The 13496-nt window shown below is 62.2% G+C and carries 13 protein-coding genes and 1 pseudogene; 7 read left to right on the plus strand and 7 right to left on the minus strand.

Annotated features, from left to right (window positions below):
- Window positions 1-55: 55 nt before the first annotated feature.
- The 4 genes from CG51_RS09365 to CG51_RS09380 all read right to left on the minus strand — a co-directional run bounded on the left by CG51_RS09365 (window position 56) and on the right by CG51_RS09380 (window position 3289).
- The gene (locus CG51_RS09365) at window positions 56-1513 is read right to left on the minus strand and encodes a PAS domain-containing protein (RefSeq protein ID WP_035744242.1); all 1458 of its coding nucleotides are present in this window, start codon (window positions 1511-1513) and stop codon (window positions 56-58) included.
- Between the two features lie 131 nt (window positions 1514-1644).
- The gene (locus CG51_RS09370) at window positions 1645-1944 is read right to left on the minus strand and encodes a CcdB family protein (protein WP_035744245.1); all 300 of its coding nucleotides are present in this window, start codon (window positions 1942-1944) and stop codon (window positions 1645-1647) included.
- Window positions 1944-2177, minus strand: a complete 234-nt coding sequence (locus tag CG51_RS09375) for a type II toxin-antitoxin system CcdA family antitoxin (RefSeq protein WP_233141224.1) — start codon at window positions 2175-2177, stop codon at window positions 1944-1946. The genes CG51_RS09370 and CG51_RS09375 overlap by 1 nt, the downstream gene beginning before the upstream one ends.
- Before the next feature lie 59 nt (window positions 2178-2236).
- Window positions 2237-3289, minus strand: coding sequence for an NAD(P)H-dependent flavin oxidoreductase (locus tag CG51_RS09380; protein WP_035744251.1), 1053 nt, complete (start codon window positions 3287-3289; stop codon window positions 2237-2239).
- Between the two features lie 240 nt (window positions 3290-3529).
- Between CG51_RS09380 and CG51_RS09385 the strand changes: the two are divergent.
- A pseudogene (locus CG51_RS09385) lies at window positions 3530-4472 on the plus strand (IS3 family transposase); the annotation flags it as partial.
- A 248-nt stretch (window positions 4473-4720) separates the two neighbouring features.
- Here the strand turns inward: CG51_RS09385 and trhO are convergent.
- On the minus strand, window positions 4721-5593 hold the full coding sequence (gene trhO, locus CG51_RS09390) for an oxygen-dependent tRNA uridine(34) hydroxylase TrhO (protein ID WP_035744254.1): 873 nt from the start codon (window positions 5591-5593) through the stop codon (window positions 4721-4723).
- 109 nt (window positions 5594-5702) lie between these two features.
- Between trhO and CG51_RS09395 the strand changes: the two genes are divergently transcribed.
- The 4 genes from CG51_RS09395 (at window position 5703) to CG51_RS09410 (ending at window position 10604) form a co-directional block, all read left to right on the plus strand.
- The gene (locus CG51_RS09395; RefSeq protein ID WP_035744403.1) at window positions 5703-7469 is read left to right on the plus strand and encodes an SLC13 family permease; all 1767 of its coding nucleotides are present in this window, start codon (window positions 5703-5705) and stop codon (window positions 7467-7469) included.
- Window positions 7470-7614: 145 nt separating this feature from the next.
- Complete coding sequence (gene dctP, locus CG51_RS09400; RefSeq protein WP_035744257.1) at window positions 7615-8658, plus strand: TRAP transporter substrate-binding protein DctP; 1044 nt, start codon at window positions 7615-7617, stop codon at window positions 8656-8658.
- A 79-nt stretch (window positions 8659-8737) separates the two neighbouring features.
- Window positions 8738-9301, plus strand: a complete 564-nt coding sequence (locus CG51_RS09405) for a TRAP transporter small permease subunit (RefSeq protein WP_051930332.1) — start codon at window positions 8738-8740, stop codon at window positions 9299-9301.
- The gene (locus tag CG51_RS09410; protein ID WP_035744259.1) at window positions 9291-10604 is read left to right on the plus strand and encodes a TRAP transporter large permease; all 1314 of its coding nucleotides are present in this window, start codon (window positions 9291-9293) and stop codon (window positions 10602-10604) included. Before CG51_RS09405 ends, CG51_RS09410 begins: the two co-directional genes overlap by 11 nt.
- A gap of 118 nt (window positions 10605-10722) precedes the next feature.
- On the opposite strand, the gene CG51_RS09415 is transcribed toward CG51_RS09410, so the two are convergent.
- Both CG51_RS09415 and CG51_RS09420 read right to left on the minus strand, forming a co-directional pair.
- Window positions 10723-11586 (minus strand): fumarylacetoacetate hydrolase family protein, encoded by an 864-nt coding sequence (locus tag CG51_RS09415; protein ID WP_035744261.1) that lies wholly within the window; start codon window positions 11584-11586, stop codon window positions 10723-10725.
- Between the two features lie 372 nt (window positions 11587-11958).
- Window positions 11959-12624, minus strand: coding sequence for an ArsR/SmtB family transcription factor (locus CG51_RS09420; RefSeq protein ID WP_035744409.1), 666 nt, complete (start codon window positions 12622-12624; stop codon window positions 11959-11961).
- Between the two features lie 141 nt (window positions 12625-12765).
- On the opposite strand from CG51_RS09420, the gene CG51_RS09425 reads away from it, so the two are divergent.
- Both CG51_RS09425 and CG51_RS09430 read left to right on the plus strand, forming a co-directional pair.
- Entirely contained in the window at window positions 12766-13125 is a 360-nt protein-coding gene (locus tag CG51_RS09425; RefSeq protein ID WP_035744263.1) for an antibiotic biosynthesis monooxygenase family protein, read from the plus strand.
- A complete protein-coding gene (locus CG51_RS09430; RefSeq protein ID WP_051930335.1) occupies window positions 13118-13495 on the plus strand; it encodes a hypothetical protein in 378 nt (125 codons plus the stop codon). Before CG51_RS09425 ends, CG51_RS09430 begins: the two co-directional genes overlap by 8 nt.
- Window position 13496 lies beyond the last annotated feature (1 nt).

Raw genomic sequence — 13496 nt, forward strand, 5'->3', positions numbered from 1 at the left:
ACGCCGCCATCATGGTCGCTGATCACGCGGGTCAAAACGATAGCTGCCGATCGGATCAGGTGGACCTCGTGTCGCCTGCCTGCATCGCGTCAAGGTCTGTCACCAACTGAAATCGCACGCCGTCTGGCAGATATTCAATCTGGGCAGTGCCATCGACAGAGGCCGACAGGGCGTATTCGATCATCGTTGAACCGAAACCCTTCCGCTCGGGTAGCGTGACCGTCGGACCGCCTGTTTCGATCCAACGAAGTTCGAAGCGCTCGTCCTCTATGAACCACTCTACCCGAACGCGCCCCTCTTCGCCTGACAGTGCCCCATACTTGACGGCGTTCGTCGCCAGCTCATGCAGCGCCATTGTCAATGCACTGCTTGCCCGGTGGGAGATATCCAGATCCGGGCCAAAGTAGTGAATCCGGTGCTCGCTGTTAAATGGCAGGACAGCCTTCTCCACTGTCTGCCGCAGAGCGGCGATATCCCAGTCCTTGCCGGTGAGGACGTCATGTGCGCCGCTCAGAGCGTTGATGCGACGCAGGAGAACATCCCGCATAGCGGGGACCTGCGCGTCGGCACGAAGGGACTGCCGCACAATGGAACCAACCGTCGAAAGGATATTCTTGATCCTGTGGCCCATTTCCCGATTCATCAGGTCACGATAGGCTTCGGCCGCCTTTCTCGCGGTGATGTCGATGGAGATGCCGCTCATCATTACGGGCCGATGGTCGTCGTCAAAGCGTGTTTCCGCGCGGATTTCGATCCAATGGACGGAGCCATCCGGCCAGATTGCGCGGTATTCGACGTGAAGGTCGCCCTCGGATGCCATTGCCGCTGCCACGGTGGCACCCCATCGCTCTGCGTCATCGGGATGGATAGCGGCCTTCAGATCGGCGTAGCTGAAGCTCTCTGCCGGGCCGCGACCGAAGTTCGCCTTGCAGATCGCGGAGGCAACGAGCCTTTCGCTCGCCACGTCGAGCGTCCATGTCCCCAATCCGCCCGCCTTCAGCGTGAAGTTCAGTCGCTCCTCACTCGCCGTCAGATCGGCGATGCGCTGCTGCATCCCGCGTTCCATCTCATTGCGGTCGCTGAAGAAACCGGCTGTCCGCTCCCACGTCACATCGAGCTGCGAGGCAAAGAAATAGGTCAATTCCCCATCATCGAACACGGGGGAGACGAGCAGCCGGTTCCAGAAGATCGTGCCGTCCTTGCGGTAATTGAGCAAGTCGATCTCGAGTGGTTCACGGTCCCGGATGGCGTGACGAAGCCGTCCCACATCTTCCGCATTCGTGCCCGGCCCCTGAAGAAACCGGCAGTTGCACCCCAGAACCTCGTTGCTCTCATAGCCGGTAAGCTTCAGAAAGGCGCTGTTCGCAAAGACGATGGGATTGTCAGGCAACCTAGGGTCGGTGATGATCATCGGCATCCGTGTGGTACGCATGGGAGCGGCAAACGGATCGGACCCTGGCATTCGGCTGTGTATCTCGCGGTCGATGCGGAGTTCTTCCAGAGGATCGCTCATTATGCTCCACGCTCGCCGTAACCCGCGGGATCGAAAGGCCCCGTGGTAAGTGGTGTTCCATTTATGTTCATGACACATTGCTGCAGCCAAGTCCAACCGCAGCGCTGTGCCCCTCAACCACGATCTTGCGGTCAGATACCTGACAGAAGCATGTCGAGGGCATTTGTGATCTCCGTATCCCGCCCGATTAGCGAGGAGACGGGCCGACCAAGCATAGTGAGCGGGACTGCGGCCATGAATTGCGTCACCATGACATGCGGCGTTTCCGCTATGTCAAACAGCGGGTTCAGGCGTCGTGCGGGCAGGGGGGCGGCGTCCGGGGGAAGCAGGGGAACCACGACGCGGGTATTCAGGCCGTCCAGCAGATCCGCCTGCACATCCAAAAGATATCCCGCTCCGGCGGGGTTGGGATACACCTCGTAGCGCGCCATCAGAACTGCCGGAAACCGTCCAGCGGCAGTCCGTTTTCCACCACCCAGTCGTTGGAGCTCTCGATGGCCTGGCGATTTTCCGCGCGCCACGCCTCCGCCCGGGCGCGAGTGACGGCGGATCGCAGTCCCGCCTCCGCCGCTTGGGAGAGGTTGACGCCGAACGACCGTGCCTCTGCAAGCAAGGCCATGTCGATCGTCAGGTTGGTGGCTTTGCGTGATGCGGAAGCGGGCATGATATACCTCATGGATTATGCGCATGATACATGCACGGTCCGCGGAGAAGCAAGTGGTTCTATACCAGGCCTGCCCCTGCAATAAGCGCGCGCATCACCTCGGCGGCATTGCCTTCCACGCCGCGTCCCGCTCCGGTTCCGGACCATTGTGCGCCATAACCGGTTTCGCCCCGCGCTTTGGCCGCGTTGTTGAGCGCTTTGCCCAGATCATAGGCGCGGGGATAGGCAGGCACATCGGTTTCGGGAAAAGCCTCACCCCAGTCTGTAAACCGGTTCGTGAGACAGCGCGCTGGCCTGCCGGATATCACGCGGGTCATCACCGTCTTACCGCCTTTCGCGAGACGCTCGCGATAGGCGTGATCGGCGGCGGACTCCCCGCATCCGACAAAGGCCGTGCCGAGTTGTGCGGCAGCCGCGCCCATGTCGAGCATCCTGCGAATGTCCTGCCCATCCATCAGCCCGCCCGCGGCGATCACCGGCAGGCCCGCTTCCCGTACCAGAAGACGCGTCAGATCATCGGTAGACAGACGCTCATCAGGGCCATCGGGCTCGAATATCCCACGATGTCCGCCGGCCTCCCACCCTTGGGCGATCACCGCATGGAAGCCCGCATCGGCGATCATCCGTGCCTCGGAAAGTGACGTAGCGCTGGCGATCAGGACGAGGCCCGCATTTCGCAACGCTGCGATCTGGTGCGCACGGGGCAGGCCGAAGTGGAAGCTTACGACCGCCGGGCGCATTTCCAGAACGACATGCAGGAGGTCATCCGTTTCGCGGAAGCCGATGTAGATCTCCCCCAGCGTGGAGGGGGGAGTGGCGCCGAACTTGGCAAAAAGCGGTGAAGCGGTATGGAGCCATGCCGTCTCCACCGGTTCATTCCGGGCGGCAGGACGGTGGCAGAAGAAATTGACGTTGATCGGTTTCTTCGTCAGGGCCTGCGTATCGGTGATGGCCTGACGGGCGGCGGTGGCGGAGGACGCTCCCAGCCCGAGCGCTCCGAGACCTCCCGCCTCCGATACCGCCGCAGCAAGCGGCGGGGTGGAGACGCCTGCCATCGGCGCCTGAAAGATCGGCAAGGCGACAGTCATCTGGTTGAGTATGGATTGTATCATCGAGGTCCTCCGCGGCGGCAGGATGCCTCGGCACCGGAATGCCTGCAATATCCGAACGTCTCAGGACAGGCGCCGGTATGCCTGATGGCTTTCCAGTGCGTGCTTCCATCCCTCCGGCAGCGCATCGTTCCTCCATGGGCCGCCAGAGCGGGACATGCCAGCCGGTGGGCAGAGTATCGCAGTAGGCTTTCGCTGCGGCCCTAGCCCCCGCGGTCCGATAGCTGCCGGGCGGGGCATTCTTCCTTGGCGCGGGAAAACGAACGGCTTCGACGCGAGACTCTCATCCTCAAGGAGGAGAGGGACATTCTAAAAAAAGCCCCCCAGTTCCTCGACGAGCGTAAAGCCCTGAGGTTTCGGCTCGTCGAGGAACAATGCGGGGCTTTCCCGGTCGACTGGCTGTGCCGGGTGATGAATGTCAGCGCCCGCGGGTTGCGGGCCTTTCGCTGCCGTCCCGCCAGCCGAAGGCAGCGCATGCACATGGTGGTTCTGGCCCACATCAAGGAGCAGTCACGCCTGAGCTTGGGCGGCCGTCTCAGGATGACTGAAGAACTGAAGGAGGTTGGCGTCGATGTTGGGCAGCGCAGGGTCGGGCGGCTGATGCGCGAGAACGGGATTGCGTTTGAAAGAACATGCAATTCAAAGCGACGACGGACAGCGGTCACACATTCAACATAGCCAACCCTCCTGGACCGTAACTTCACAGCGGATCGACCGAACCAGAATGGGCGGCCGATATCAGCTACGTATGGATGCGTGACGGTGGGCTGTATCTGGCCGTCATTCTCGACCTGCATTCGCGGCGCGTCATCGGCTGGCCGTCCGCAACCGCATGAAACGCGATCTGCCGATCCGGGCGCGAAGATGGCCATCTCCCTGCGGTCGCCGCCGCGGGGTTGCATCTTCCACAGTGATCGCGGCAGCCAATATTGTTCACAGGACTATCAGAAGGTCCTGCGCGAGCATGAAGCCCCGATGAGCAGCAACGCAACTACTACGATAGCGCCGCCGTCGAGACCTTCTTCAAGGCCATCAAGGCCGAGCTGATCTCGCGCAGGTCGCGGGAAACACGCCGACAGCCTGAGACGGCCATCCTCCAATACATCAACAGCTTCTATAACCCGCGCCGTCGGCACTCAGCATCAGGAGGCAAAAGCCCTTGGCCTTCGAATGCCAAGTGGCCTAGACGAGTAATGCGGGCGGCACAAATTCGCGACAGGTTCCATCCCGTGGAGACACGCCTTTACAGCTCAGAATAACGGCGCCCGCGCAGGCAGAACCGCCGAACATCAAAGATGCCGTCAGATCAGGGGATACATGCTCGGCCTGTAGTCAGCGTGTGTTTGCTGTCATGATGATAGCCGTGTCGGTGCTCTGCAGGGCGGCATCAGGTCACCGCATTCCGCACCAATATACAAGATCGCCAAAGTGCGATCACCCCACCATCTGCCTCTGCCGATCACGAAACCGGGCGCGGTCGGCTTCAGAATAGTGATTCCGACAATGCGGACAGCTTACCCCATCCTCGAAGTCGGGATGCGCGCGGCCCTCTGCCGTGACCGGCCAACCGCAGGCACGGCAGAGAGTGTGATCTCCGGGTGCAAGACCGTGACCGACAGACACGCGCTCGTCAAAAACGAAACAGGCACCTTGCCAGCTGCTGTTCTCCGCCGGAACTTCCTCCAGATATTTCAGGATTCCGCCCTTCAGGTGGTAAACTTCCGGCGCGCCTTCCTGCTTCAGCCAGCTCGTCGATTTCTCACAGCGGATGCCGCCCGTGCAGAACATGGCCAGTGTCTTTCCCGCGAACCGGGCCTTGTTCGCCTGCCACCAGCCGGGGAAATCGCGAAAGGTTTCGATGCCCGGATCGACTGCGCCGGCAAAGGTGCCGATCGCGGTTTCGTAGGCGTTGCGGGTGTCAATGACCACCACATCCTCCCGCGCGATGAGATCGTTCCATGCCTCGGGGGAAACATAGGTTCCGACGCTCGCCGTCGGGTCAACACCCGGCTGGCCCATCGTCACGATCTCCCGCTTGATGCGCACCTTCATGCGGCGGAAAGGCATGATCGCGGCTACGCTCTCCTTCCACTCAAGCGTGGCGCAGCCGGGTATGGCACGGATATGGGCGATCACGCGATCTATTCCGGCACGGGGCCCGGCGATTGTCCCGTTTATACCCTCGTTCGCGATCAGCAAGGTGCCACGGATCCCCTCCGCCTCGCAGAGCGTGGCGAGCGCGGAGCGCAGCTCGGGCAGGGCTTCGAGACGGGTGAAATGGTAAAGAGCGGCGACGATCTGGGACATGCGGCTCTGTAGAGCCGCAACGCTTCGCGGGCAAGAGCAGCGGTGCAGTGACAGCACTGGAACCGGAAGCTATCCCTGCCCATTGAGCGGAACCGCCGCAGGAGAGATGATGACCCAGCCCCAGATACTTGCGTTCCTCATCCTCGGCGGCATGATGATCCTCTTCATCTGGGGCAGGCTCCGATATGACGTCGTGGCGATGCTGGCGCTTGTTGCCTCGTTGATTGCGGGAACGGTACGCCCGGAAGACGCTTTCCGTGGGTTCTCCGACGATATCGTCATAATTGTCGGTAGTGCGCTTGTGGTGAGTGCGGGTATAGCCCGGTCGGGTGTGGTGGAGGTGGCGCTTCAGTGGGTGGGGCGGCGGGTGACTTCGCTTCGCTGGCAACTGACGGTGCTGGTCGGATCGGTGACGCTGCTGTCCGCCATCGTCAAGAACATCGGCGCGCTCGCCATGCTGATGCCCGCCGCGTTCGGCATGGCCAAGCGGTCGGGGGCATCGCCTTCGGTATTCCTGATGCCCATGGCCTTCGGATCGCTGCTGGGCGGCCTTATCACGCTCGTTGGCACATCACCTAACATCATCGTCTCCCGGGTGCGCGAGCAGATGACGGGAACACCTTTTGGCATGTTCGACTATGCCCCTGTCGGTCTGGGGCTGTCGCTGGTAGGGCTGATCTTCCTGCGCTTCGGCTACCGGCTGCTCCCGAGCGACCGGCGCGCGGCCGCGCGTGGATTGGGCGAGGCAGTATTCGTCAGCGATTACAACACCGAGGCGCGGGTGCTGGAGACTTCGCGGGCGGCGGGCGTGACCGTGTCTGACTTCCTCTCCGACATAGACGGGGCTCTGGCGGTCACAGGCATCATCCGCGCTGGGAAGCGGCGCGCTACGGTCCTGCCCGATACGAAGATCCTCGTGGATGACTTGCTGCTTCTGCGGGGCGCGCCGGATGCGCTGGAGGCGGCGATCACGCGCGGTCGGCTCGGGCTCGCCCGTCAGGAAGCGGGTCGCGTTTCGGAAGGGGTGGCCCTTGTGGAGACCGTCGTCATCCCTGCATCGCTTTTGGTCGGGCAGAGCGCGGGGGGAATGGCACTTCATGATCGGCACGGGTTGAACCTCATCGCCATATCGCGGGCCGGGCACCAGATGAGCGAGCGCCTTGGCGACACTTCGATTGCCGCAGGAGATGTTCTGCTGGTGCAGGGGCCGGAGGCGGAAATGCCCGAGCAGATGCGCGCCCTTGGCCTGCTGCCGCTGGCCCAACGCAAGCTCGGACTCGGCAGCGTAAGAAAGGCGCTGCTGCCGCTGCTGATCCTCGGTTCCGCCATGGCGCTGACCGCGACCGGGGCGGTGCCTGTCGCGGTCGCCTTCTTCGGGGCGGCGACAGCGATGATCGCCAGCGGCGCTCTCCCGGCGCGGGAGGCGACGGAGGCCGTGGAATGGCCGATCCTTGTCATGCTGGGGGCGCTCATACCGGTGAGCGAGGCGCTGCAGACGACGGGAGCCACGGAGCTCATCGGGACGCTGCTTTCGGACATCGCGACGGGGCTGCCGGTCTGGGGCGCGCTGACGCTCATCATGGTGGCGGCCATGGCCGTCACGCCGTTCCTCAACAACGCGGCGACAGTGCTGGTCATGGCCCCGATCGCCGCTACCTTCGCCACCGATCTGGGCTATCGCCCCGAAGCGTTCCTGATGGCCGTGGCGGTAGGCGCGGGAAGCGATTTCCTCACCCCCATCGGGCATCAGTCGAATACGCTGGTCCTGGGACCGGGAGGCTATCGCTTCGGCGATTACGCCCGCCTTGGCGCGCCCTTGTCGGTTCTGGTGGTGTTGGTCGGCGTGCCGCTCATCCTTGCCGTCTGGCCGGTCTGAAACGCCGCGCGGCTGTGGCAATTTGTCTGCGCTGTCGCGGGTAAAAACAACGGCCTTGATTGGATGACAATTGTCAGGAATTATGGCCCGGACCTCGGCGGGGTGGGGGAGACATGCCCGTCAGAAGGTCTAAAGGGAGGGTCACATGACCGAGAACCGGGTTCTTCTGAACCGCAGGACGCTGATGCGGGGCACGGCTGTCGGAATGCTTGCCGCCCCGGCGCTGGTCGGCAAGGGGCTGGCGCAGGGTGCGGTGACATGGCGTGTGCAGTCGCACTGGCCAAAGGCGTCGAGTTCGTTCAACGACAGCCTCGGCATGTTCGCCAAGGAAGTCGAGCGCCGGACGGATGGTGCTTTCAAGATGACCCTGTTGGGCGATGGGGAGTTCGCCAAGGGCACCGATATCTACAGTATCGTGCGGCGCGGGGTGGTGCCGATGGGGACGATCAGCCCCTCCTACATTCAGGACAACGCGCAGGCGGCGTCTTTTCTCTACGGCATTCCCGGGACGCTGCGGGAAAGCTGGGAGATGCAGCATGTGGTCAAGAACCTCGGTATCGAAGCCTTGGTGAACGACGATCTGGCAAAAGAAGGCACGATGGCGCTGGCCGAAAAGGTGCTGCCGACGGAACTGACGCTCACCAAGAATGTGACCAGCGTCAGTGATTTTCAGGGGCTCAAGATCCGCTCCTCCGGCACGATGATGGACTTCCTGTCGATGGCCGGTGCCGCGCCGCAATATGTGCCGGGATCGGAGCTTTATCAGGCGCTATCTTCCGGGGTCGTGGATGGCGCGCATTGGGGTGCGGCAGTCGGCGCGCAGTCCATGTCGCTGTGGGAGGTCTGCAAGTATCACGTCAAGCCGCCCATCGCCCAGACCACGGATGCCTATGTCGTCAACCTCAAGGCGCTCGAGGCTCTGGACGACGAGATGCGGACCGCCTTCATGGACGCGGCCGAAACGAGGTTCTATCGCCGCTCCATCGAATACGTCCATGCCGAGGCCGTAGCGCTTTCGGAGGGCCAAAGGGACAACAACCTTCAGGTCATCCAACTGCCCGACGAAGTGATGTCGATGATGTCGGAGGCCTCCAGAAAGGTCATGGACAAGGAGGCCGAGCGGGGTGAACGCGCGACCAAGGCCGCCGACATCTACCGCGGCCTGATGACGGACATGGGCTACATCTGACACCCTTTCGGGGCCGGATCCCGTCGAACGGGCGCAGCCGCCGCTGCGCCTGACCCCCTTCACATCATGAGGTCACGTTATGCGGAAGGTCGCCCGTGCCGTCACGCAGTTCAATCTCTTCATCGGTCGCTGGGCTTCCCTCGCGATCTTCATCATCTTCGCGCTTTTGCTGGCGGATGTTGTCATGCGCTACATGGTCGGCCGCCCGGCGATCTGGACGGCGGAGCTCGCGACATTGATTTTCGGCGTCTATGCCATCATCGCGGGTGGCAGCCTTCTGGCGCAGCGTGGTCATGTCAACGTGGACATCTTCTACGGCCGCCTTTCACCTCGCCGGAAGGCGATGGTCGACATCGTGACATGGCCGCTCTTCCTGCTGTTCGTCTTTGTGCTGCTTTGGCAGGGCTATGACATGGCATCCGAATCCATCGCGGATATGGAGAGGTCCAACTCCGTCTGGAAAGCGCCGCTCTGGCCAACAAAGACCTTCATTCCGATCGCGGCATTTCTGATGCTTCTTCAGGGACTTGTGCGGTTGTGGTCCGACATTCGCGTCCTTCGTGGCCTGCCGGTCGATGAGGAGACATTCGGGGTGCCTGCGCCCGTCGCGCATGACGCGCCGGAGATGACCCATGAGCGTTGAACTTCTCACCTTCCTGTTCTTCGGTTCGCTCCTGCTCTTCGTGCTGATCGGTACGCCGCTCGTCTTTGTGCTGGGCGGGGTATCGGTTATCTTTCTCTACTTCGAGATGGGGAGCGTAGGTTTCTACCTTCTCTCCTCCAAGATGTGGGAGACGATGTCCAACGCCACGCTCATGGCGATCCCGCTCTTTGTCTTCATGGCGACAATGCTGGAGAAGTCGGGCGTCGCCGGTGACCTTTACGACATGATGCACAAATGGTGGGGCGGTGTGCGGGGCGGCCTTGCCATCGGCACGGTGATGATCTGCGTGATATTCGCGGCCATGTCCGGCATTTCCGGCGCGGCCGTGGTGACGATGGGGACCATCGCGCTGCCGAAGATGCTGGAGCGGGGGTATGACAAGAAGCTCGCGCTCGGCGCGATCAATGCGGGCGGTGGCTGGGGCATACTGATCCCGCCGTCAATTCTGATGGTACTCTACTCGCTCCTGACGGAAGTTTCTGCGGGACGCCTGTTTGCCGCAGGGATTGGACCCGGGCTTTTGCTGTTCGTGCTCGTCAGCATCTATATCCTCGTCCGCTGCCTGATCCAGCCGCAGATGGGCCCGTCGCTGCCGAAGGAGCAGCGTGCCGACTGGGGCGAGAAGTTCCGATCGCTCCGCTCGGTCATCCTGCCGATTCTGATCGTGGTGAGCGTTCTGGGCGCGATCTTCGGTGGCTTTGCCACGCCGACGGAAGCTGCAGCCATAGGCGTGTTCGGTTCGCTTGTGGCAACGGCGGTCAACGGGAAGTTCAACCGCAGCGTCCTTTGGGACAGCGCCATATCCACGCTGCGGCTGACGACAATGATCATGTGGATCCTGTTCGCCGCGCATGCATTCTCAACTGCCTATACCGCGCTCGGGGCCCAGACGCTGATCGAGCATCTGATGTCGTTCATTCCGGGTGGAAAATGGGGGTCACTCGCCTTCATGCTGGGAGTGCTGTTCATTCTTGGGATGGTGCTCGATCCGGTGGGCATCATGCTCATCACCCTGCCGGTGTTCCTGCCCGTGGTGCAGAGCTACGGCTTTGATCCGATCTGGTTCGGCATCCTCTTCATCATCATGATGGAGGTGGGCTACATGACGCCGCCGTTCGGTTTCAACTTGTTCTATCTCAGGGGCGTTGCGCCGCCGGAGGTGACGATGGGAGACATCTACAATTCGGTCATCCCCTATGTGCTGGTAACTCTGCTCGGTGTCCTTCTCATCATCCTGATCCCGGACATCGCGCTTTATCTGCCACGGCTGTTCTACGGCTGATACATTTTCTCCGGCTTCCCCTCCGGGGGCCGCGTTCCTCGTTTATCGGCGAGATGACACCTTCGGACCCGCTCAAATCGGCAAACGCCCCCAATACGGGGCGTTTACTGTTTGATCGTCAGGGCTCCGCGATAACAGTGTTTTCGATGGCGCCGATCTCTTCGATCTCGCAACGCACGATGTCGCCAACTCTCAGGTACTTCGGTGGGTTGAAGCTGAAACCGACCCCGCCGGGCGTGCCGGTGAAGATCAGGTCGCCGGGCTGAAGCGTCATGGCCTTGGACAACTCCGCAATCTGATCCCAGACCTTGAACACCAGATGCTTGACGTTGGAATTCTGTCGCAACTCGCCGTTCACATAGGCGCGGATGGCCAGCCGATGCGGGTCGCCGATCTCATCTGCCGTCACGATGCACGGGCCGACCGGCGCATGCGTGTCGAAGGATTTCCCCAGCATCCATTGCGGAGTGCGCGTTTGCCAGTCGCGAACGCTCACATCATTGCCGATAGTATAGCCGAACACGTGCTCAGGCGCGTCCGCCGCGCTGATGTGCCGGCCACCCCGGCCAATCACCGCTACGAGTTCCACCTCATAGTCCAGCTTGTCAGAGACCTTCGGCATCTCGATCGCTGCGAACGGACCGTTGAGCGCGCTTGGCTGCTTGCAGAACCACACCTGCTCGGTCGGGATCTGCAGGCCGATGCCTTTCGCTTCCTCTATATGGTCGGCATAGTTCAGTCCGATGGCCAGCAGCTTCTGCGGCCTGTCCACCGGGGAAAGAAGCGTCACGTCGCCCAGCGGAATGGAGCGCGCCTCGGCCACAGATGTGAGGCGCGGGGCGATATCGCCCCATTGGCCGATCAGCTCCACGACGCTGTCGCGCGCTTCGGGTAACACCTCATCCAGCGGAACTATGCGCTGGTCAAACAGCACCCCGACCCTCGGTCGCTCACTGTTTTGGATGAAACGGACCAACCGCATGACGCCTCCTTTTCAGTCTATCGAACTACAGATCACGCACCGCGACCGATCCTGAAAAACCAGGCCACAGGTGCTTCCGGCGAGACTTGCACATATCCTGCGGTGGAAGAAAGGCGTCCCGTCGCGCTCGCCCGCCCGTGGCGCTGATCTGACCGCATGCTTGCGATCGGGCGTCCGGGAGCACTCAGCGCTGAGGGGGTGTTCCATCCATTCGCAATCACAAGGGTGATCGCAGATCTCCTGGAGCCTGCGCAACGGGCCGCTGTTCGCCCCGCTTTTAGGGTATGACAATGATGACTATCCGGCTGCGATGGACGCGCTTCCCGCAGGAGGGAGCGCGGGGTCAAAGGACAGTGGGAGTGCAAGATCGCACTATGCCAGCCAGTCCATAAAAGCGCGCTCCCCCTTCCGGCTGAAGCTGATGATCCGGGAGCCGGGTTCTCGCCGCGCCCATGACAGGGCAATGAAGCGGTCGAGCATCGTGCGGCCAAGTCGTCCGGCGATATGGTGCCGCCGCTCGCTCCAGTCGAGGCAGGTCCGGCACAAAGGGCGTCTGCTCTGCGGGAGAGTACCTTCACTCACGTCCAATGCCGCGAGTTTTGCCCATCCCCGATCCGTCACAGAAAGATCGGGGGTCAGCCAGCCTTCCGCCACCATCCTGTCGTGCAGATATACGCCCATTTCCCCGGCGAGATGGTCGTAGCAGACGCGCGCCTTTCTCAGTGCGGGTTCCGTCGGACCGGGCCGTATCGGTGGCGCGGCGTCACTGGAGAAAACCATCAACGCCTCAAGAAGTGCAGCGACATGTGCCCCGGCCAGCCGGAAGTAGCGATGCCGCCCCTGCGCTTCAACCAGCAGGACATCTCCGTCCAGAAGCCGCGCAAGGTGGCTGCTGGCCGTCTGCTTGCTGACCCCGGCAATCTCCGCCAACTCCCCCGCGGTGAGCGCCCGGCCGTCCATCAGCCCGAGCAGCATGGCGCTGCGGGCCGGATCCGCCACCAATGCGGCGGTGCGGGCTATGTCGGGGTCTTCTCGCATGGTTCGATGGTAATCGAACCATCTTGTCCTGCCAATCGGATAGAAGGGCGAGGCAAGACGAAAGGCAATGACCATGAGCTACCGTAATCAGTACCGCTCCTGCCGCGTTGCGGCGATCACTCTCTCGCGCAGGACAAGCGCATGATCGCCGTGATCTTTGAGGTTTCGATGGCGGAAGAAAGCCGCCGCGAGTACCTAGATCTCGCCGCGGGCCTGCGGCCGCTGCTGGCGGAGGTCGACGGTTTCATTTCCATCGAGCGGTTTCAGAGCCTGACCTCGCCTGACAAGCTCCTTTCGCTCTCCTTCTGGCGGGACGAGGCTGCCGTCGCGCAATGGCGTACCCTGTCGGAGCATCGGAAGGCGCAGGCGGCGGGGCGCGATCATGTGTTTTCCGGCTACCGCCTGCGGATCACCGGAGTGATGCGGGATTACGGCATGGACAAACGCGACGACGCACCTTCTGACAGCCGCGGCTATCATGCGGAGGCGACCGATGTTTGATGTCGCGTTCGACCTGAATGCACACAGCCTGGCCGATCTGGGAGAAGCCATGGGGCGCGCTGGTATCGCGTTTGAAGGCGGTGGCATGTTCAACCACGGGCGGGGCGTCGCGGCGCATTTCCTGTTCGCGGACGGAGAGGCCGCGAGAGCTGCTGCTGAGGCAGCCGGTATTCCCGTGACAGGCGTCGCTCGCCCGCTGGTCAGACGGCTGAAACAGGGGGAGCCGGGCCAGCTGGGTGCTATCGCACGGGCAGTGGCGGAGGCTGGAGTCACGATCACCGCCCAATATTCCGATCATCATAACCGGTTGATCCTGCTGGTGGACGACCCGGAAGCGGGTCATGTCGCGACGCTCGCGTGGCAGGTGTAGT

Source organism: Haematobacter missouriensis, from assembly GCF_000740775.1.
In the GTDB taxonomy this organism is placed as follows: Bacteria; Pseudomonadota; Alphaproteobacteria; order Rhodobacterales; family Rhodobacteraceae; genus Haematobacter; species Haematobacter missouriensis.